This is a genomic window from Kitasatospora sp. NPDC096077 (assembly GCF_040303245.1).
Lineage (GTDB): Bacteria > Actinomycetota > Actinomycetes > Streptomycetales > Streptomycetaceae > Kitasatospora.
The window spans coordinates 143,553-164,666 of the sequence record NZ_JBEOSV010000001.1 but is presented as its reverse complement, the minus strand read 5'-3'; the positions used below and the strand labels follow the sequence as shown (position 1 = coordinate 164,666).

7 protein-coding genes are annotated in these 21,114 nt (G+C 75.7%); 5 read left to right on the top strand and 2 right to left on the bottom strand.

Going from position 1 to position 21,114, the window contains the following annotated elements; genetic code table 11:
- Positions 1-106: 106 nt before the first annotated feature.
- Together ABTZ03_RS00615 and ABTZ03_RS00610 are read right to left on the bottom strand one after the other, a co-directional pair.
- Positions 107-5,131 (bottom strand): type I polyketide synthase, encoded by a 5,025-nt coding sequence (locus ABTZ03_RS00615; protein WP_350510634.1) that lies wholly within the window; start codon positions 5,129-5,131, stop codon positions 107-109.
- 3 nt (positions 5,132-5,134) lie between these two features.
- On the bottom strand, positions 5,135-13,669 hold the full coding sequence (locus ABTZ03_RS00610) for an SDR family NAD(P)-dependent oxidoreductase (protein WP_350510633.1): 8,535 nt from the start codon (positions 13,667-13,669) through the stop codon (positions 5,135-5,137).
- Positions 13,670-14,065: 396 nt separating this feature from the next.
- Here ABTZ03_RS00610 and ccrA point away from each other — a divergent pair, with 396 nt between their 5' ends.
- The 5 genes from ccrA (at position 14,066) to ABTZ03_RS00585 (ending at position 20,925) form a co-directional block, all read left to right on the top strand.
- A complete protein-coding gene (gene ccrA / locus ABTZ03_RS00605; protein WP_350510632.1) occupies positions 14,066-15,415 on the top strand; it encodes a crotonyl-CoA carboxylase/reductase in 1,350 nt (449 codons plus the stop codon).
- 217 nt (positions 15,416-15,632) lie between these two features.
- Positions 15,633-16,853 (top strand): cytochrome P450, encoded by a 1,221-nt coding sequence (locus ABTZ03_RS00600; RefSeq protein ID WP_350510631.1) that lies wholly within the window; start codon positions 15,633-15,635, stop codon positions 16,851-16,853.
- A 57-nt stretch (positions 16,854-16,910) separates the two neighbouring features.
- Positions 16,911-18,779, top strand: a complete 1,869-nt coding sequence (locus ABTZ03_RS00595) for a fatty acyl-AMP ligase (protein WP_350510630.1) — start codon at positions 16,911-16,913, stop codon at positions 18,777-18,779.
- Positions 18,780-18,799: 20 nt separating this feature from the next.
- A complete protein-coding gene (locus ABTZ03_RS00590) occupies positions 18,800-19,825 on the top strand; it encodes a beta-ketoacyl-ACP synthase III (RefSeq protein ID WP_502894365.1) in 1,026 nt (341 codons plus the stop codon).
- A gap of 152 nt (positions 19,826-19,977) precedes the next feature.
- Positions 19,978-20,925 (top strand): ricin-type beta-trefoil lectin domain protein, encoded by a 948-nt coding sequence (locus ABTZ03_RS00585; protein WP_350510629.1) that lies wholly within the window; start codon positions 19,978-19,980, stop codon positions 20,923-20,925.
- The last annotated feature ends 189 nt before the right edge of the window (positions 20,926-21,114 follow it).

Genomic DNA, 21,114 nt, shown 5'->3' with positions numbered 1-21,114 from the left:
GGGTCAGCCGTGCGCGGGCACGGCGCGCGGGTGGCGGTGGGACGGGTCGCGGTGGAACGGGTGGCGGTGGGACGGGTCGGGGGTGGTACCGGTGACGGTCGGACGGTCAGGAGATGCCGAGTTCCCGGCCGATGAAGTCGACGAGCTCGTCGTCGCTCGCCGCGGCCAGGCCCGCGCTCAGCCCGGAATCGCGGCGGACCCCGGCCAGCGCGCCGAGCCGGTCGAGCACCTGGTCGCGGTCCGGGTCGTCCGGCTCCAGTGCGGCGAACAGCCGCTCCAGCCGGTCGAGTTCGGCCAGCAGGGTGCCTCCCGTCCCGGCGTCCGGAGGGCTCGGCAGATCCAGCCGGTCCAGCAGGCGGTCGGCCAGGGCCTCCGGCGTCGGGTGGTCGAAGACCAGGGTGGCGGGCAGCCGCAGACCGGTCAGCCGGCCCAGACGGTTGCGCAGTTCGACGGTGGCGATCGAGTCGAAGCCCTGGTCGCGGAAGCCCCGCAGCGGGGCCACGCTGTCGCCGTCCCGGCGGCCGAGCACGGCGGCGGCCTCGGCCCGGACCCGGCGCAGCAGCTGCTGGCGGCGCTCGGCCGGGGACAGGGCCGTCAGCTCCGCCCGCAGACCGGCGGACTCGCCCGCGTCGGCGGTGCCAGCGGTGCCGGTGCCGGCGGTGTCGGCGGCGGGAGCCGCGGGGAGCAGCTCGGCGAGCAGCGGGTGGGGACGGACGGCGGCCAGGGCCGGCCAGTCGGCGGCGGCGACCAGCAGGTGCGGGACGGACTCGGCGAGCGCCCGGTCCAGCGCGGTCAGCGCCGTCCCGGGGTCCATCGGCAGGTAGCCGTACCGCCGGCTCTGCCGGGCCGCCGCCGGGTCGGCGATGCCCTCGCCCGCCCACAGGCCCCAGGAGACCGAGGTCGCGGGCAGCCCGGCGGCCCGGCGGTGCAGTGCCAGGGCGTCCAGGTAGGCGTTGCCGGGCGCGTAGTTCCCCTGCCCGGGCAGGCCGGTCAGCGCGGCGGCGGAGGAGAACAGCACGAAGGCCTCCAGGTCCAGCCCCCGGGTCAGCTCGTCCAGGTGCCGCGCCCCCAGCGCCTTGACCCGTAGCACCCGGTCCAGCTGCTCCACGGTCAGCTCGCCGAGCGTGGCGTCGTCCAGCACGGCCGCCGTGTGCACCACGGCGGTCAGCGGCAGCCCCTCGGGAAGCTCGGACAGCAGCCGAGCGAGCGCGGACCGGTCCGCCACGTCCACCGCGGCGAAGCTCACCCGGTGCGCGCCGAGTCCGGTCAGCTCGGCCGCCAGTTCGGTGGCGCCGGGCGAGGCCCCGCCGCGCCGGCTGACCAGCAGCAGGTGCTCGGCGCCCCGGCGGGCCAGCCGGCGGGCGGTGTGCCCGGCCAGGGCCCCGGAGCCGCCGGTGATCAGCACCGTCCCGGTCGGCGTGGACAGCGGGACGGGCCCGGCGCCGGGAGCATCCGCCACGGCCGGGGCCGGGACCAGACGGCGGGCGAACAGGCCCTCGGCCCGCACCGCGAGCTCCGCCTCCGGCCCGCCCGCCAGCAGCGCCCGGACGGCCCGGGCGGCGGCCCGGCCGCCCGGCTCGCCGGGCAGGTCGATCAGGCCGCCCCACTGCGGGGTCTCGGTGGCGGCGACCGCCCCGAGGCCCCAGACCAGCGCCCCGGCCGGGTCGGCCACCGGATCACCGGGCCCGGTGGCGGCCGCGCCCGAGGTCACCGACCAGAGCGGCGCCTCCACCCCCGCCGCCTCCAGCGCCTGGAGCAGGGTCAGGGTGCCCGCGAGGGAGTCCGGTACTGCCGGACGCCCCTCGACCGGCGCGGACCCCAGGGACAGCAGGGACAGCACCCCGGAGAGCGGCCCGTCCCGGTCCTCCGGGCCGGCACCGAGGCGGCTGAACACCGCCCGGGTGCCGAGCACCGCGGCCGTCTCCCGGTCCACCGACGCCGCCGGACGGACCGGGCCCGCCGTCAGCTGCGCGGTGAGCCGCGCCCGGTCGGCCGCCGGCCCCACCTCGATCCGGTCGACCGCGGCACCGGCCCGCCGCAGCGCGCCGTCCAGCAGCTCCCGCCAGAGCGAGACCCGCTCGGCCTCGTCCGGGGCCAGCCGCTCCGGTTCGGGCAGGACCAGCAGCCAGCGGCCGGGCGCGCCCACGGGCGCGCCCTCGGGCACCGGCCGCCAGGTCACCCGGTGCCGCCAGCCGTCGAGCTCACCGTCGCGCTCGCGCGCCGCACGCCAACCGGCCAGTGAGGGCAGCACCGTGCCCAGGGCGGACCGCCCGGCCTCGCCGTCGACCCGCAGCAACTCGGCCACCGTGCCGACGTCCTGCCGGGCGATCGCCGACCAGAGGCCGGCCTCGCCGGGCGTGGCGGCGCCGCCCTCGCGCTGCTGCTCCGGGACGTCCGACCAGTGGCGCTCGTGCTGGAAGGCGTACGTCGGCAGCACTTCGGCGGTGCCGGGGACGCCGCCGAGCAGGGCCGTCCAGTCCACCGGGGTGCCGTGGGCGTAGACCGTGCCGAGGGCGGTGAGCAGGGTCTCCGGCTCGGGCCGGTCGCGGCGGAGCAGCGCGGCCACGGCGGGTTCCGGTGCGGGTGCCGCGGTGTCGGCCAGGGCGGCCCGGGTGAGTGCGGTGAGGACGCCGTCCGGGCCGAGTTCCAGGTAGCCGGTGACGCCGTCGGCGGCCAGCCCGCGCGCCGCGTCCAGGTAGCGGACGGCCTGCCGGGCGTGGGCGGTCCAGTGCGCGGCCGTCAACGGGTGCCGGGCGTCGAAGAGTCGGCCGTCGAGGGCGGAGCGGATCGGGATGCGCGGCGGGTGGTGCGGCAGGGCGGCGGTGATCCGGCCGAACTCGGCGAGCATCGGCTCCATCAGCGGGGAGTGGAAGGCGTGACTGGTCCGCAGTCGGCGGACCCGCAGGCCCAGCCTCCGGAAGCGCTCCGCCAGCGCCTCGACCGTCGCGTCCTCGCCGGAAATCACGGTCGAGTCCGGTGAGTTGACGGCGGCGACGGCCACCACACCGTCCACGGAGGCGAGTTCGGCCAGCACCCGGGCCTCGTCGGCCTCGACCGCGAGCATCGCCCCGCCCGCCGGGAGCGCGTCCATCAGCCGGGCCCGGGCGGCCACCAGGGTCACCGCGTCCTCCAGCGTGAGCACCTGGGCGACGTACGCGGCCGTGATCTCGCCGATCGAGTGCCCGGCGAGCCGGTCGGGCCGGACGCCCCAGGACTCCAACAGACGGTGGAGGGCGGTTTGGAGGGCGAAGAGGGCGGGTTGGGTGTAGGCGGTGCGGTGGAGGAGGTGGGCTTCGGGGGTGTCGGGGTGGGCGAAGAGGACGTCGCGGAGGGGGTGTTGGAGGTGGGGGGTGAAGGCGGCGGTCACTTCGTCGAGTGCGGCTCTGAAGGCGGGGAAGGTGCGGTAGAGCTCGTGGCCGGCGCCGGGGCGTTGGCTGCCTTGGCCGGTGAAGAGGTAGGCGGTGCGGGTGGTGGGGTGGGCTTCGCCGAGGGCGGTGGTGGGGGTGGGTTCGCCGTTGGCGAGTGCGGTGAGGGCGGTGCGGAGGGTGGTGGCGTCGCCGGTGAGGACGGCGCGGTGGTCGAAGGCGGTGCGGGTGGTGGCGAGGGCGCGGGCGATGGTGTCGGGGTGGGTGGTGTCGTCGAGGGTGTGGAGGAGTCGGCGGGCTTGGGCGTGGAGGGCGGGGGCGGTGCGGGCGGTGAGGATCCAGGGGGTGACGGGCAGGCCGGTGGGGGGTTGTTCGGTTTCGGGTGTGGGGGGTGCTTGTTCGAGGATGAGGTGGGCGTTGGTGCCGCTGATGCCGAAGGAGGAGATGCCGGCGCGGCGGGGTCGGTCGTGGTGGGGCCAGGGGCGTTGTTTGGTGAGGAGGGCGATGCCGTTGTCCCAGTCGACCAGGGGTGAGGGTTCGTCGGCGTGCAGGGACTGGGGGAGGATGCCGTGGTTCAGGGCGGCGACGGTCTTGATGACGGCGCCGACGCCGGCGGCGGCCTGCATGTGGCCGAGGTTGGACTTGAGTGAGCCGACCCAGAGGGGTTCGCCGGTGCGGTGGCGTCCGTAGGCTTCGATGAGGGCGTTGGCCTCGATCGGGTCGCCGAGCGTCGTACCCGTGCCGTGGGCCTCGACCGCGTCCACCTCGTCGGCGGTCAGGCCCGAGCGTCGCAACGCCTCGGCGATGACCCGCTGTTGGGCCCGCCCGCTCGGCGCGGTCAGCTGACTGCTGCGGCCGTCCTGGTTCACCGCGCTGCCCCGGACCACGGCGAGGACCGGGTGTCCGTGGCGCCGGGCGTCGGACAGCCGCTCCAGCACCAGCACGCCCACGCCCTCCGCCCAGCCCGTCCCGTCGGCACCGGCGGCGAACGAACGGCAGCGCCCGTCGGGGGAGTTGGCGCCCTGGCGGCTGAAGTCGACGAAGGTCGCGGGGGTGGACATCACGGTGACCCCGCCGGCCAGGGCCAGGGTGCACTCGCCACTGCGCAGCGCCTGCGCGGCCAGGTGGACGGCGACCAGCGAGGAGGAGCAGGCGGTGTCCACGGTCACCGCCGGGCCCTCCAGCCCGAGGGTGTAGGCGATCCGGCCGGAGACCACGCTGCCCGCGCTGCCGACGACCAGATAGCCCTCCAACTCCTCCGGGGCGCGCCGGAACCGGGAGCCGTAGTCGTGGTACATCACCCCGGCGAACACCCCGGTACGGGTGCCGCGCAGGTCGTCGGGGCGCAGTCCGGCGCGCTCCAGGGACTCCCAGGCGACTTCGAGCAGCAGCCGCTGCTGCGGGTCCATCGCCGCGGCCTCCCGGGGGGAGACGCCGAAGAACTCGGCGTCGAACTGCCCGGCGTCGTAGAGGAATCCGCCCTCGCGGGTGTAGCTGTGCCCGGGCTTGGCCGGGTCGGGGTGGTAGAGCTCGTCCGGCCAGCCCCGGTCCGCCGGGAAGGCGCCCACGGCGTCCCCGCCGCGCTCGACCAACTCCCAGAGTTCTTCGGGAGAGTTGACGTTGCCCGGGAAGCGTCCCGCCGTCGAGACGATCGCGATCGGCTCGGACTCCCGGGCCTCCAGCTCGTCCAACCGGCGGCGGTTCTGCCGCAGCTCGGTGGTGACGCGCTTGAGGTAGCCGCGGAGCTTCTCCTCGGTGGTGCTCATCGCCTAGCCCTCCTCGCTGTCGGTGATGCCGAGCTCCTCGGCGATCAGGTCGAAGATCTCGTCGTCGGTGGCCGTGTCCAGGTCGGTGTGGAGCGGGTCGAGCGGTGCCAGCAGCTCGCGCAGGGCGGTGAGCAGCGGGCCGCGTTCGGGGTCGCCCAGGGCGGCCAGCGCGGCGGTCAGCCGGTCGATGTCCGCGCGGAGCCGGTCGGGGGAGGGAGCGATCGGATCGGGGGCCAGTGCGGTCCCGAGGTGGCGGGCCAGGTCGCCGATCGTCGGGTGGTCGAGCAGCAGGGTGGGCGGCAGGCGCAGGCCGGTGTCGGCGTTGATCCGGTTGCGCAGTTCGACGGCGGTCAGCGAGTCCACCCCGAGTTCCAGGAAGCCGCGGTGTTCGCTCAGCGACTGCGGGGCGTGGCCGAGCACCGTGGCGACCCTGTCGCGCAGGTAGTCGCCGAGCAGCGCGGTCCGGGCCTCGGCGGGTTGGCCGGCGAGCCGCTCGGCCAGACCGGAGGTGCGCGGCGCGGCAGGTGTCTTCCCCGGGGTCGGGGCGACCAGCCCGGACAGGATCGGGGCGAGCCGCCCCTCGGCGGCCGCCCGCTGCAGGGCGGCCGGAAGGGTCGGGGCGGGCACCAGCACGGCGTCCGGTCGGGCGAGTGCGGCGTCGAACAGGGCGAGTCCGCGCTCGGCGCCGATCGGGGCCAGGCCCAGGCGCTCGAAGCGGGACCGGCCGGCCTCGTCCAGCCGGTCGCCCATCCCGCCCGGGCCGGACCACAGGCCCCAGGCCAGGGCGGTGGCGGGCAGGCCGAGGGCGTGCCGGTGCCGGGCCAGGGCGTCCAGGAAGGCGTTGGCGGCCGCGTAGTTGGCCTGGCCGGCGGTGCCCAGCACCCCGGCCACCGAGGAGAACAGCACGAACCGGGCCGGGGCCGCCTCCCGGGTCAGCTCGTGCAGGTGCCAGGCCGCATCGGCCTTGGCCCGCAGGACGGCCGCCAGGCGCTCAGGCGTCAGCGCGGAGACGACCCCGTCGTCCAGCACGCCCGCCGTGTGGATCACCGCCGTCAGCGGCCGGTCCGCCGGGATCCCCGCCAGCAGCCCGGCCAGCGCCTCCCGGTCGGCGACGTCGCAGCCCGCCACGGTGGCCTCCGCGCCGAGGGCCGACAGTTCCGCCAGCAGTTCGGCCGCCCCGGGCGCGTGCGGGCCGCGCCGGCCGACCAGCAGCAGGCGCCGGGCCTGCCCGGTCCGCACCAGGTGCCGGGCCAGCAGGGCGCCCAGCGCGCCGGTGCCGCCGGTGATCAGCACCGTGCCGTCCGGGTCCGCCGGTCGGGCGTCCACCGGTGCCGCGGCGCCGGCCCGGACCAGCCGGGGTACTGTCAACCGGCCCTGCCGGACGGCTACTTCGGGCTCGGCCAGGGCGAGTGCGGCGGGCAGCGCGCGCAGCGACCGCGGGGTGCCGTCCAGGTCGACCAGGGCCAGCCGACCGGGCTGCTCGCCGAGCGCCGAGCGGACCAGGCCGCCGACCGTCGCCCCGGCCAGGGCGTGCGGCGCGCCGCCGTCGGTGGCGCCCTCGGTGACCACCACCACCCGGGTGTCGGCCAGCCGCTCGTCCGCCAGGACGCTCTGCAGCGTCGCCAGGACGGTACGGGCGCTCGCGTGGGCGGCGCCCAGCGGCTCGTCCCGGCCGGACGGTGCGCGCACCAGCAGCACGTCGGGGGCCTCGGCCGGCTCCCGCAGCACCGCTCCGGCGGCCCGCAGGGCGGCCGTCAGCTCCGGGTCGGGGGCGCCCAGGACGGCCACCGAGCGGACCGGTGCCGTCGGGGCCGCTTCGGCGGGCTGCCAGTCGACCCGCAGCAGGTCGCGGGCCACCGCCGGGTCCGACCCGCCGAGCCGGGCGGTCTCCACCTCCCGGAGCGTCAGCGAGGCGACGGTGGCGACGGGCACGCCGGCGGCGTCGGTCAGCTCCAGCCGGGCGGAGTCGGGGCCGGTCGGGGTGATCCGGACCCGGGCCGCGGTGGCGGGGGAGGCCGCACCGAGGGAGACGCCGGACCAGGCGAAGGGCAGGGCGATCCGGCCGGTGCCCCGGTCGCCGCGGCCCTTCACCAGTGGGTGCAGGGCGGCGTCCAGCAGGGCGGGGTGGAGCAGGAAGCCGGACGGATCGAGTTCCTCGGGCAGCCGGAGCTCGGCGGAGGACTCCGCGCCGTCCCGGCTGACGGTGGTGACCGCCCGGAAGGCGGGGCCGTAGTCGTAGCCCTCGGCGGCGAGTTCGGCGTAGAAGGCGCCGGTCACGGGCACGGCCGGGGCGGCGGGTTCGGCGGACGGGCGGTGTGGGGAACCGGCGGTCAGGGTGCCGGAGGCGTGGCGGGTCCACGGCTCGGAGTCGTCGTGGCGGGAGTACACCGCCACCGGGCGGGCGCCCTGCCCGTCGGCCGGTCCGGCGACCACCTGGAGCCGCAGCGCGCCCTGCTCGGGCAGCACGGCGGGGGACTCCAGGGTGAGTTCCTCCAGGGTGCGGAGGCCCACCGACACGCCTGCCCGCAGGGCCAGTTCGAGCAGGGCCGTGCCGGGCAGCAGCACCGTCCCGCCGATGGCGTGGTCGGTCAGCCAGGGGTGGGTGCGGGCCGACACCCGGCCGGTCAGCACCGCGCCGCCGTCGTCGCCGAGCGCCACCTCGGTGGACAGCAGCGGGTGGCCGGTGGTGCCGGACGCGGCCGGCGCGGCCGGTGCGTCCAGCCAGTGGCGGCGGTGCTCGAAGGGGTAGGTGGGCAGCTCGACCGGCGTTGCCGAACGGCCCAGCAGCACCGGCCAGTCGACCTCGCCGCCGTCGACGTACAGGGCGCCGAGCGCCAGCAGCAGGCCGGACACCTCGTCCCGGTCGCGCCGTAGCGTCGGGACGACCACGGCCGGCGCTTCGGGCGCTCCGGTCGTTTCGGGCGCTTCGGTCGTTTCGGCGGCGAGCGCGGTCTCCACCAGGGTGGTGAGGACGGCGTCCGGCCCGAGCTCGACGAACCGCCGTACCCCGGACGCCCGCAGGGCCGTCAGCCCGTCGTGGAAGCGCACCGCCTCCCGGGCGTGCCGCACCCAGTACTCGGGGTCGGTCAGCTCGCCCGGCTCGGCGATCCGGCCGGTGAGGTTCGAGACCACCGGCACCTCGGGCTCCGCGTAGTCGAGGCGCCCGGCGACCTCGCGGAACTCGGCGAGCATCGGGTCCATCAGCGGGGAGTGGAAGGCGTGGCTGACCTTCAGCCGGGCCGCCCGGCGACCCCGGCCCCGCCAGCGGGCCACCACCTGGTCCACGGCGTCCGCGTCGCCGGAGACCACGGTGGCGAGCGGGCCGTTCACGGCGGCGACGGCGATCCGGCCGGGTGCGGCCGCCGACTCGGCCTCGGTCCCCGCCTCGATCTCGGCCTCGATCTCGGACGGGTCCGCTTCGATCGAGGCCATCGCCCCGCCCGCGGGCAGCGCGTCCATCAGCCGGGCCCGGGCGGCGACCAGCGTGGCCGCGTCGGGGAGCGACAGCACGCCGGCCAGGTGGGCGGCGGCGATCTCGCCGACGGAGTGGCCGATCAGGACGTCGGGTGCGGGGACCAGGGTGCGGAGCAGGTGGTGGAGGGCGGTTTGGAGGGCGAAGAGGGCGGGTTGGGTGTAGACGGTGCGGTGGAGGAGGTGGGCTTCGGGGGTGTCGGGGTGGGCGAAGAGGATGTCGCGGAGGGGGTGTGGGAGGTGGGGGTCGAAGGCGGCGGTCACCTCGTCGATTGCGGTTCTGAAGGCGGGGAAGGTGCGGTAGAGCTCGTGGCCGGCGCCGGGGCGTTGGCTGCCTTGGCCGGTGAAGAGGTAGGCGGTGCGCGCGGTGGGGTGGGCTTGGCCGAGGGCGGTGGTGGGGGTGGGTTCGCCGTTGGCGAGCGCGGCGAGGGAGGTGCGGAGGGTGGTGGCGTCGCCGGTGAGGACGGCGCGGTGGCCGAAGACCGTACGTGTCTCGACCAGGGCGCGGGCGATGGCATCGGGGTGGGTGGTGTCGTCGAGGGTGTGGAGGAGTCGGCGGGCTTGGGCGTGGAGGGCGGGGGCGGTGCGGGCGGTGAGGATCCAGGGGGTGACGGGCAGGCCGGTGGGGGGTTGTTCGGCTTCGGGTGTGGGGGGTGCTTGTTCGAGGATGAGGTGGGCGTTGGTGCCGCTGATGCCGAAGGAGGAGATGCCGGCGCGGCGGGGGCGGTCGTGGTGGGGCCAGGGGCGCTGTTTGGTGAGGAGGGCGATGCCGTTGTCCCAGTCGACCAGGGGTGAGGGTTGGTCGGCGTGCAGGGACTGGGGGAGGACGGCGTGGTTGAGGGCGGCGATGGTCTTGATGACGGCGCCGACGCCGGCGGCGGCCTGCATGTGGCCGAGGTTGGATTTGAGTGAGCCGATCCAGAGGGGTTCGCCCGTGCGGTGGCGTCCGTAGGCTTCGATGAGGGCGTTGGCCTCGATCGGGTCGCCCAGCGTCGTACCCGTGCCGTGGGCCTCGACCGCGTCCACCTCGTCGGCGGTCAGGCCCGAGCGTCGCAACGCCTCGGCGATGACCCGCTGTTGGGCCCGCCCGCTCGGCGCGGTCAGCCCGTTGGACGCGCCGTCGGAGTTGACGGCGCTGCCCCGGACCACGGCGAGGACCGGGTGCCCGTGGCGGCGGGCGTCGGACAGTTGCTCCAGCACCAGCACACCCACGCCCTCCGCCCAGCCCGTCCCGTCCGCGTCGGCGGAGAAGGGCTTGCAGCGGCCGTCGGGGGCCAGGCCGCGCTGGCGGCTGAACTCGGTGAACATGCCGGGGGTGGACATCACGGTGACCCCGCCGGCCAGGGCCAACGTGCACTCGCCGCCGCGCAGCGCCTGCGCGGCCAGGTGGACGGCGACCAGCGAGGAGGAGCAGGCGGTGTCCACGGTCACCGCCGGGCCCTCCAGCCCGAGGGTGTAGGCGATCCGGCCGGAGGCGACGCTGATGGTGCTCCCGGTCAGCAGATGTCCCTCGTGGCCGGGCGCGGGCTCGTGCAGCCGTGGGCCGTAGTCGAGTTGGGTGAGGCCCGCGTACACCCCGGTACGGGTGCCGCGCAGGTCGGCGGGGCGCAGTCCGGCGCGCTCCAGGGACTCCCAGGCGACTTCGAGCAGCAGCCGCTGCTGCGGGTCCATCGCGGTCGCCTCGCGGGGGGAGATGCCGAAGAACTGGGCGTCGAACTGCCCGGCCTCGTAGAGGAATCCGCCCTCGCGGGTGGAGCTGCGGCCGGGCTCGGCCGGGTCGGGGTGGTAGAGCTCCTCCGGCCAGCCCCGGTCGGTCGGGAAGTCCCCGATCGCGTCCCCGCCGCGCTCGACCAACTCCCAGAGGTCCTCGGGGGAGTTCAGCCCGCCCGGGAAGCGTCCCGCCATCGACACGATCGCGATCGGCTCCTCGGGGGAGGTCCGGAACTCCTCGTCCGGTGCGATGTGGTCGCCGTCGGCGGCGAGGTGGTCGGCCGCGTCGAGATGGTCGGCCACGGCCCGTGGGGTCGGGTGGTCGAAGGTGAGGGTGGCGGGCAGGTCGCGCCCGGTGGCGGCGCTGAGCCGGTCGCCGAACTCGACCGTGCCGATCGAGTCCAGGCCGAGGTCCCGGAAGGTCAGGTCGGCGTCGACCCGCTCGCCGTCCCGGTGCCCGAGTACGGCGGCGAGGGCGGCGAGCACCTGCGGCAGTGCGGTGTCCCGGATGGCGCGTGGCGCCGGTGCGGGGGCCGTCTGCGGGCGGTCGGTGAACCAGTACCGCTCGCGCTGGAAGGCGTACGTGGGCAGGGTGGTCCGGCGGTCACCGGTCTGACGGTCACCGGTCCGGCGGTCGGCGGTCCGGCCGAGGGCCGCCGACCAGTCGAACTCCACGCCGTGGACGTGCAGTTCGGCGAGGGAGCGGAGCAGGTCGGCGGGCTCGGAGGCGCCGCCGCGCAGCAGCGGCACCACCGGACGGCGGGTGCCGTCGGCGGTCGGGAGGGTGGCGAGGGTCTGCCGGGTGAGCGAGGTGAGCACCCGGCCGGGGCCCACCTCGGCGTACCCGGTCGCGCCCGACTCGGCCAGGGTGAGCACCCCTTGGTGGTACCGGATGGGGCGGCGGATCTGCTCGGCCCAGTAGTCGGGGGAGCTCAGCTCCTCGGTGCTCGCCACCCGGCCGGTCACGTCGGAGACGACGGTGAGCCGGGGCGGGTGGTAGCGCAGCCCGGCGGCGATCCGGCGGAACTCCGCCACCGCGCTGTCCATGTGGGCCGAGTGGAAGGCGTGGCTGACCCGCAACTGCCTTGTCCGGCGGCCCTGTTCGGCGAACCGGGCGGCGAGCTCGGCGACGGCCTCGGCGTCGCCGGAGAGCACCACGGCCGCGGGGCCGTTGACGGCGGCGAGGGACACCCGGTCGCGGCGGTCGGCGAGCAGTGGGGCGACCTCCTCGGCGCTCGCCTGGACGGCGGTCATCACGCCGTCGGCCCGGGCGGCCTGCATCAGCCGGCCGCGCGCGGTGACCAGGACGGCGGCGTCGGCGAGGTCGAGGACCCCGGCGGCGTGCGCGGCGCCGATCCCGCCGACGGAGTGACCGAGCACGAACGCGGGCCGCAGGCCGCGCTGTTCGGCGAGCCGGTGGACGGCGGTCTCCAGCGCGAACAGCGCGGGCTGGGTGTACTCGGTGCGGTCGAGCAGCGCCGCCTCGGGGGAGTCCGGTGCGGCGAACAGCAGGTCGCGCAGCGGCCCGTCGAGGCGGAGGTGCGGGTCGAGTGCGGCGGTGACCTCGTCCAGGGCGGCCGCGAACTCCGGTACGGCCCGGTACAGTTCGCGCCCGGCGGCGGCCTGCTGGCTGCCCTGGCCGGAGAACAGCAGGGCCAGGCCGCCGGCCGGACCGTTCGGCGCGGTGCCGAGGACGGCCCGGGGGTGCGGGGTTCCGTCCGCCAGGGCCCGCAGGCCGTCCAGCAGTTCGGTGCGACCGTCCCCGAGCAGGCCGTCCCCGAGCAGGCCGTCCTCAGGTGGGCCGTCCCCGAGCAGGACGGCCCGGTGCCGGAAGTGGGTCCGGGTGGTGGCCAGGGCCGCCGCCAGCTCGGCCGGATCAGCGACAGCCGGATCGGCGTCGGGCCGTGCGGTGAGGTGCTCGGCCAGTCGGGCGGCCTGGGCGCGCAGCGCGGCCTCGGTGCGGCCGGACAGCGGCCAGCCCACCCCGCCGGCGGGGAGCGCCGGTGCCGAGCCGGCCGGCGGAAAAACCGGGGACGACGGCGGAGAGGCCAGCAGCACATGGCAGTTGGCGCCGCCCACGCCGAAGGAGCTGACCCCGGCGATCAGCGGCCGCCCGGGCTCGGGCTCGGGCCACGGCGTCAGGGCGTCGGGCACGCGCAGGCCGAGGCGGTCGAGCGGGATGCGCGGGTTGGGTGTCTCGTGGTCGAGGGTGGCCGGGAGCTGCCGGTGCCGGATGCTGAGCACGGCCTTGAGGAACCCCACGATCCCGGCCGCACCCTCCAGGTGGCCGACGTTGCTCTTCGCGGAGCCGACCAGGAGCGGGTCACCGGCATCCGGGTCGCCGCCCCCCGCGCCGCTCCGGTAGGCGGCGCCGAGTGCCGCCGCCTCGACCGGGTCGCCGACCGGGGTGCCGGTCCCGTGCAGTTCGACGTACCGCACGTCCGCCGCCGCGATCCCGGACTGCCGGAGGGTGCGCCGGAGCAGGTCCCGCTGGGCGTCGGCGTCGGGCACGGTGAGGCCGTCGGCCGCGCCGCCGTGGTTGGTCTCGCTGGCGAGGATCACCGCGAGGACCGGATCGCCGTCGGCGCGGGCGCGGTCGAGCCGCTTGAGCAGGACGAGCGCGCCGCCCTCGCCGCGGGCGTAGCCGTTGGCCCGGGCGTCCAGCGGGTAGCTGCGTCCGTCGGCGGACAGTCCGCCGAACTCCCGGGCCTCGACGGTGCTGTCGGAGCTGAGGATGAGGTTGACGCCGCCGGCCAGGGCGAGGTCGCAGTCGCCGTCCCGGACCGCCCGATGGGCGAGGTGGAGCGCGACCAGCGCGGAGGACTGGGCGGTGTCGACGGTGAGGCTGGGGCCGTGCAGGCCGAGGGTGTAGGAGATCCGGTTCGCCAGCAGGCCGTGGCCGAGCCCGGTGAGGGTGTGCCGGGAGACGGGCGGCGCGTCGGCTCCGTGCCGCAGCAGCCGGTAGTCGTGGCCCATCGCGCCGACGAACACGCCGGTGCGGGTGCCGTGGAGGGTCGCGGGCGGGAGGCCGGCGTCCTCCAGCGCCTCCCAGCCGAGTTCGAGCAGCAGGCGCTGTTGCGGGTCGGTCTCGGCGGCCTCGCGGGGGGAGAGGCCGAAGAAGTCGGCGTCGAAGAGGTCGACGCGGTCGAGGTAGCCGGCGTCCGGGAGGCCGGGGTCGAGCCCGCGGTCGGCGGGCGGCCGGCCGAGCGCGCTGCGGCCCTCGGCGAGCAGGGTCCAGAAGGCGTCGGGGGACGGGGCGCCGGGCAGCCGGCAGGCGAGGCCGACCACGGCGACCGCGGTGGGCGGCGGCGGGGGCGTCCCGACCCCGGGGGCGGGGTGCTGTTCCTGGCTCGTCATGGTGGGCTTGGCACCCCTTCTGAAAGCGAATCGGTTTTCTCCGCGCAGCCGTGGACCCGGCGGGTCGTCCACGATGGGTCACATTTCGTTCCGGGACGGATTCGGCGGAGTTCGGTGGGGAATTCCGAAGTGCCGGTCCGAAGCGGTGCGCGTTCTGGAAGTCTCCGGGTCCGCCGCCTTTCCGGTCCACCCCTAACTGTCGGGGGCGGAGTTCCGCCCGACGGGGGGTCAGGAGCGGCTGAGGGGGCCAGTACACCACGCACCACCTGCGGTTTTCTCCGACTACGGGTGGGCCGAGGGCGTTAGGGGTTCCCGCCCCGGAACACCGTCACGTAGCGTCGGGGACGGCCATGGTGAAGTTCCGGACCACCGCTTCGTCGGGTGAGGGGAATACAGATGGATGAGCTGTCCGAGGCGGTCCTGCGGGACGCGCCCGCGGAGGAGTTGGCGACAATCGCGTTGCCGCAGGATTACACCGCCGCGCATTTGCGACAGGAAGATGTCGCCATGTTTCAGGGTGTTGCGGACAAGGACGTCCGCCGCTCGCTGCACGTCGGCAAGGTGCCGCTGCCCGAGCTGGCGCCGGACGAGGTGCTGGTGGCCGTGATGGCCAGCTCGGTCAACTACAACACGGTCTGGTCGGCGACCTTCTCGCCGGTGTCGACCTTCGACGCGCTGAAGCGCTTCGCCCGGGCGGGCGGTTACACCGCTCGGCACGACCGGCCGTACCAGGTGATCGGCTCGGACGCGGCGGGCGTGATCGTCCGTACGGGCGCCGGGGTCCGGCGCTGGAAGGTCGGCGACCACGTCGCGGTGAGCACCGCGGTGGTGGACGAGCAGGACCCGGTCACGCACGCCGACGGCATGCTCGGCGCGGACCAGAAGGCCTGGGGCTACGAGACCAACTTCGGCGGGCTGGCCCACTACACGGTGGTGCGGGCCAGCCAGCTGGTGGCCAAGCCGCCGCACCTGACCTGGGAGGAGACCGCCAGCATCCCGCTGTGCGGCGGCACGGCGTACCGGATGCTGGTCAGCGACCGCGGGGCCCGGATCAAGCAGGGCGACGTGGTGCTGATCTGGGGTGCCAGCGGTGGACTGGGCGCGTTCGCCGTCCAGTTGGTGAAGAACGCCGGCGGCATCCCGGTCGGGGTGGTGAACTCCGAGCACAAGGCGAAGCTGGTGCGCCGGCTCGGGTGCGAGGTGGTGATCAACCGGGAGGAGATCGGCATCGGCCGGGCCCCCGAATCCGCCGACGAGACCGTGGAGTTGGCGAAGCGGCTGGGACGGGCGATCCGCTCCCAGGTCGGTGAGGACCCGCACGTCGTGTTCGACCACGTCGGGAAGGCCACCTTCGGCATCTCGGTGATCGTGGCCCGGCGCGGCGGCACGGTGGTGACCTGCGGCTCCAGCACCGGCTACCAGCACACCTTCGACAACCGCTACTTCTGGATGAACCTCAAGCGCATCGTCGGCAGTCACGGCATGAACCTGGGCGAGGCCGCCGAGATGATGCGGCTGTACCGGCTCGGCCTGCTGGCGCCGGTGGTGTCCCGGACGTACCCGCTGGCGGAGATCGGCGAGGCGGCCCGGCTGGTGCAGACCAACGGCCACACCGGGAAGGTCGGGGTGCTCTGCCTGGCCGACCGCCCCGGCCTGGGCGTCACCGACCCGGCCACCCGGGCCCGGCTCGGCGAGGACTGGCTGAGCCCGCTGGCGGAGGACCACGGGCCCGCCCTGGTCGGCTGATCCGCCGCGCCCGTCCGGACATCCCCGCCGGTCCGGACGACCCCCGCCGGTCCGGACCACCGCCGGCCGTCCGGACACCCGTGCCCCTCCGGACACCCCGTCCGTCCGGACGCCCCCGACTCTCGTCGACCGACCGAGCCGCACCGCGCCACCCCACTCGCCGCTGTCCGCACAGCTGCGACAGCGCCGCCGTCCGCCGCCGTCCGAGGAGCCCTGGATGACCCTGCAAGCCGACCCCGCCGGCATCGACGTCTTCGATCCGGACCGCTACCTGCCCACTCCGCCCCACCACGACTTCGCCGTGCTCCGCAGCCGGGCCCCGGTCTACCGGCAGCCCGACCCCCAGGTGCCCGGCGGCCACTGGGCGGTGACCAGGCACGCGGACGTGTCCTGGATCGCCCGCAAGCCCGAACTGTTCTCCTCCCAACTGGCCGGCGCCCAGCCGATGGAGTACGACGAGGTCGCCATCGGCATGCAGCGGATGATGATGATCAACCAGGACGCGCCGCAGCACGTCCGGGTCCGCAGCTTGGTGAACCGCGGCTTCACCCCGCGGATGGTGGAGCAGCTGCGGGAACGGATCGCCGCCGAGTGCGAGCGGATCGTGGACGGGGCACTGCGCGACGGCGGGGGCGACTTCGTCCGGCAGGTCGCCGCCGAACTGCCGATCGTGGTGATCGCCGAGCTGATGGGCGTGCCCCGGGACGAGCGGCACAAGCTGTTCGCCTGGTCGAAGGGCGTGGCCGGGGAGGCCGACCCGGACTCCGGCGGCGCGGTGGGCGCGCGGTCGGCCGCGCAGGAGATGGCGCGGTACGCGGCGGTACTGGGCGCCGAGCGCCGCGGCTGCCCGGCGGGGGACATCGTCTCCCGGCTGGTCAGCGCCGACGCCGAGGGCAACCAGCTGACCGAGAGCGAGTTCCAGGCGTTCTTCGTGCTGCTCGCGGTGGCGGGCAACGAGACCACCCGGTACGCGATCGCGGGCGGGGTGCAGGCCCTGATGGCGCACCCGGAGCAGTGGGCGCGGCTGAAGGCGGACCCGTCGCTGGTGACCACCGCGGCGGAGGAGATCGTCCGCTGGGAGACCCCGACCAAGGTGTTCCGGCGGACCGCGGTGACCGACGTCGAGGTCGGCGGCCGGCTGATCCGGGCGGGCGACAAGGTGGTGGCCCACCTGACCTCGGCCAACCGGGACGAGGAGGTGTTCGAGGACCCGTTCCGCTTCGACGTGGGGCGGGACCCGAACCCCCATCTCGGCTTCGGCGGCGGCGGCCCGCACTTCTGCATCGGCCGCCATCTCGCCCTGCTGGAGGTCGAGTTGATGCTCCGCACGCTGGTCGACCGGGTGGCCGAGTTCCGCCCGGCCGGGCCGTCCCGGCGGCTGCGCTCGTACCAGTTCCACGGCCTGACCCACCTACCGGTGCGTCTGGTCGCCGCCTGAACCCCCAGCACCGTCGTCCGGCCCACGAGGCCCCAGCGATCCCGAGGATGCCGCGCCATGACCGATTCCGTGTCCGATCCCGTGTCCGATTCCCTTCCCGATTCCTTTCCCGAACCCCTTCCCGGAGCCCTGCCGAGCCTCCCCGAGGTGCTGGCCCGGCGCAGCGCCGAGCAGCCGGACGCCCTGGCGTACGCCTTCCTGCACAACGGCGAGGAGATCGCCGAGACCCTGACGTACCGGGAACTCGACGTACGGGCGCGGGCGGTCGCGGCACGGCTGGCCGCGCTCGGGCAGGGCGGGCGCAGCGTGGTGCTGCTGCACCCGTCCGGGCCGGGGTTCGTCGCGGACCTGCTGGGCTGCATGTACGCGGGGGTGGCGGCCGCACCGGTACAGGTGCCGTCGCGGGCCCGTGGCCTGGCGCGGCTGCGGAGGATCGCCGACGACGCCGGGACGAGCGTGCTGCTCACCACGGCGGAGGTGAAGCGGGACCTGGAGGACCGCTTCGGCGCCCTGCCCGAGCTGGCCGGCCTGACCCTGCACGACCCGGACTCGCTGGCCGCCGCGGCCGAGCGCCGGGCACCGGGGGCGGCGGCGGACTGGCGGCCGGGCCCGATCGGCGCCGAGGAGACGGCGCTGCTGCAGTACACCTCGGGTTCGACCGGCACCCCGAAGGGGGTGCGGGTGACCCACGCCAACTTCGGCGGCAACGTGGACGAGACGGACCGGCTGTGGCCCTGCCGGGGCGACGCCCGGGTGGTGAACTGGCTGCCGCTCTTCCACGACATGGGGATGCTGTTCGGCGTGGTGCTGCCGCTCTGGGCGGGCATCCCGTCGTACCTGATGACCCCGGACGCCTTCATCCGCCGTCCGGCGCGCTGGCTGGAGGCGATCTCCCGGTTCGGCGGCACCCACGCCGCGGCGCCGAGCTTCGCGTACGAGCTGTGCGCCCGGGCGGTGGCCGAGGGCGGTCTCCCGCCGGGGCTGGACCTGTCCTCCTGGCGGGTGGCCGCGAACGGTGCGGAGCCGGTGCGCTGGCAGACCATCAGCGCCTTCACCGCGGCGCTGGCCCCGGCCGGGTTCCGCCCGGAGGCGATGTGCCCGGGCTACGGCCTGGCCGAGAACACCCTGAAGGCCACCGGCAGCCCGGAGGACCGGCTGCCCACCGTGCTGTGGCTCTCCGCCGAGGAGTTGCGGGCGGGGCGGGCCGTCGAGGTGCCCGATGTCCCGGCCCCGGCCGACGTGGTTCCGGCTGACGTGGTTCTGGCCGACGTGGTCCCGAGCATCGGTTGCGGCGGCCCGGTCGGCGACAGCCTGGTGCGGATCGTCGACCCGGACACCCGCGCCACCAGGCCGGACGGCGAGGTCGGCGAGATCTGGGTGAGCGGCCCCTGCGTCGCGGCCGGCTACCACGGCCGGGCGGAGGAGTCCGAGCGGACCTTCCGGGCGCGCCGGGCCGACCGCACCGAGTCGCGCAGCTGGCTGCGCACCGGCGACCTCGGCTTCCGGCACCGGGGGGAGCTCTTCATCACCGGCCGGATCAAGGACGTGGTGATCCGGCAGGGCCGCAACTTCTACCCCCAGGACATCGAACTGTCCGCCGAGAACGCCGACCCGGGCCTGCACCCCAACTGCGCGGCCGCGTTCTCCGCCGACGACGGCACCCGGGAGCGCCTGGTGCTGGTGGTCGAGGCGGACGGCCGGACGCTGCGCGGCGGCGGCGAGGACCTGCGCGGGCGGATCCACCGGGCGGTGCACGAGGGCCAGCGGCTGGAACCGGACGAGATCGTGCTGGTGCGCCGGGGCTCACTGCCCCGGACCTCCAGCGGCAAGGTGCAGCGCCGGGAGACCCTCCGCCGTTACCTGGACGGCGAGTTCGGCGCGGCCGGGGCCGCCGCGCCGCGCGAGCGGGTGGAGGCCGGGCGGTGACCGCGGCCACGGCGCAGGCGGTGACCGCCCCCGGGGTGCTGCGGGCGCCCGCGCCGGTCGGCGGCGCGCGGATCCTCGGCGTCGGTGCCTACCGGCCGAGCAGGGTGGTGGACAACCACGAACTGGCGCCGGCCATCGACTCCAGCGACGAGTGGATCCGGCGGCGCTCCGGCATCGCGACCCGCCGCTTCGCCGCGCCGGACGAGACCCTGGTGGCGATGGCCGCGGCGGCCTCGCTGAAGGCGCTCGCCCACGCCGGGGTGGAGCCGCAGTCGGTGGACACGGTGATCCTGGCGACCATGTCGCACCTGGAGCAGTCGCCGCCCGCCGCCCCCCGGCTGGCGCAGCAGATCGGTGCGGCCGAGGCGGGCGCGGTGGACCTCGGCGCGGCCTGCGCCGGGTTCTGCCACGCCCTGGCGGTGGCCGACGGGCTGGTCCGCTCCGGGCACAGCCGGTACGTGGTGGTGGTCGGCTCGGAGCGGATGAGCGACCTCGTCGACCCGACCGACCGGGGCACCGCCTTCCTGTTCGGCGACGGCGCCGGCGCGGTAGTGGTCGGTCCGGCGGACACCCCCGGCATCGGCCCGGTGGTGTGGGGCGCGGACGGCGCGCGCTCGGCCGTGATCGCCCACTCGCAGCCCTGGACGGCGCTGCGCCCGGCCGACCGGTCCTCCGACGGGCCGGCGGCCTGGCCGACGCTGCGGATGGACGGCCCCGCCGTCTTCCGCTGGGCGGTGGCCGCCGTCCCGCGGATCGGCCGGGAGGCGCTGGAGGCGGCCGGGGTGGACGTGGCGGAGCTGTCGGCGTTCGTCCCGCACCAGGCGAACATCCGGATCGTGGATGCCGCGGCCAATGCGCTGGACCTGCCGCCGCACGTCGCGGTCGCCCGGGACGTGACGGACGCGGGGAACACCTCGGCCGCCTCGGTGCCGCTGGCCCTGGACCGGCTGCTCAGCGAGGGCGCCGTCGAACCGGGCGGGCTGGCCCTGTTGGTGGGCTTCGGCGCCGGACTGTCGTACGCCGGCCAGGTGGTGGTGCTGCCGTAGTGCCGCCGGACGTGACGGGCGGGGTCCCAGAAAACTCGGATACCGGCGGTTGACCGGGCGCTGACAAGCTGACGGCGGTAGGTCGGTCGACCGGCTGACCGGCCGACCGAACCGAACGAACCACCCCGTCACCTGCCCGATCTGGAGTCCCCTTGCGTTCCACCATCCGGCGCCTCGTCCTCGCGGTCGTGCTCGCCCTGGGCGCCCTGCTGCTCGCCCCCGTCGGCGGCGCCTCGGCCGACACCCCCGCCACGAGCCTGCGCAACCAGGCCTCCGACCGCTGCCCCGACGGCGCGACCTCGGGCACGCTGGACCTGCACCCCTGCGGCGGGAGCTACACCCCGGGCCAGTGGACGTTCTTCCCGATGCCGGGTCAGAAGAACGTCTACATGCTCAACAACGCCGCCGACCACCGCTCCTGCCTGGCCTCCGTCGACGGCCGGGTGCACGGCGCCCTGTGCGCGGCCGCCGACAGGCGCGAGTGGTGGGAGATCACCCCGTACACCGCGCCCGGACAGACCCCGCAGGCGGACCTGCCCGGGATCCGGCTGCGGAGCGTCGCCGACTCCGGGGCCCGGTGCATGGACAACACCGCGAAGAACTTCGGCGGTTGGAAGCTCTACCTGTTCGACTGCAACAACGGGCCCTACCAGCAGTGGAACATCAGCCGCAGCACCTACCGGGCCCTGTTCGGCCACCCGGGCCTGAGCTGGACCGTGCTGGAGCAGCGCGCCGACAACGTGGTGCACGTGGGCGGCGACGCCACGAGCAACCCGTACCAGGGCGACACCCCGGGCACCGACCAGCTGCCGGTGCTCTGCCTCGCCCAGGACGGCCGCCCCGCCCCGGCGGGGGTGCCCACCGACGGGTACCACAGCTGGGCGCGCGGTGAGGTGAGGGCGACCGAGCCCGTCCACGGCACCCTGTTGACCAGCCGGGCCCGCGCCGACCAGCTCTGCGCCACGGTCTTCGGCGCGCCCTTCCGGATGGCGGAGTTCCACGACGGGCAGGGCTGGAGCCTGTGGGCCAACGGCACCCTGCCGACCGGCACCCGGTTCTGGACCGCCATCGACGACCAGGAGGCCAACCCCTGGAACTGACCCACGGACCACGGGGGAACGGAACACGGGGGAACGGAACACGGGGGAGCGGGGACGGGGGAGGGGCGGGGGCCGGGGGGGGGGGCCGCCCCCCCCCGCCCCCCCCCCCCGCCCCCCCCCCCCCCCCGACGGATTTTTTACTGCCGGGGCCAAAAACATGTAAAAGATCGGGGACACAGGGGGCCCAAA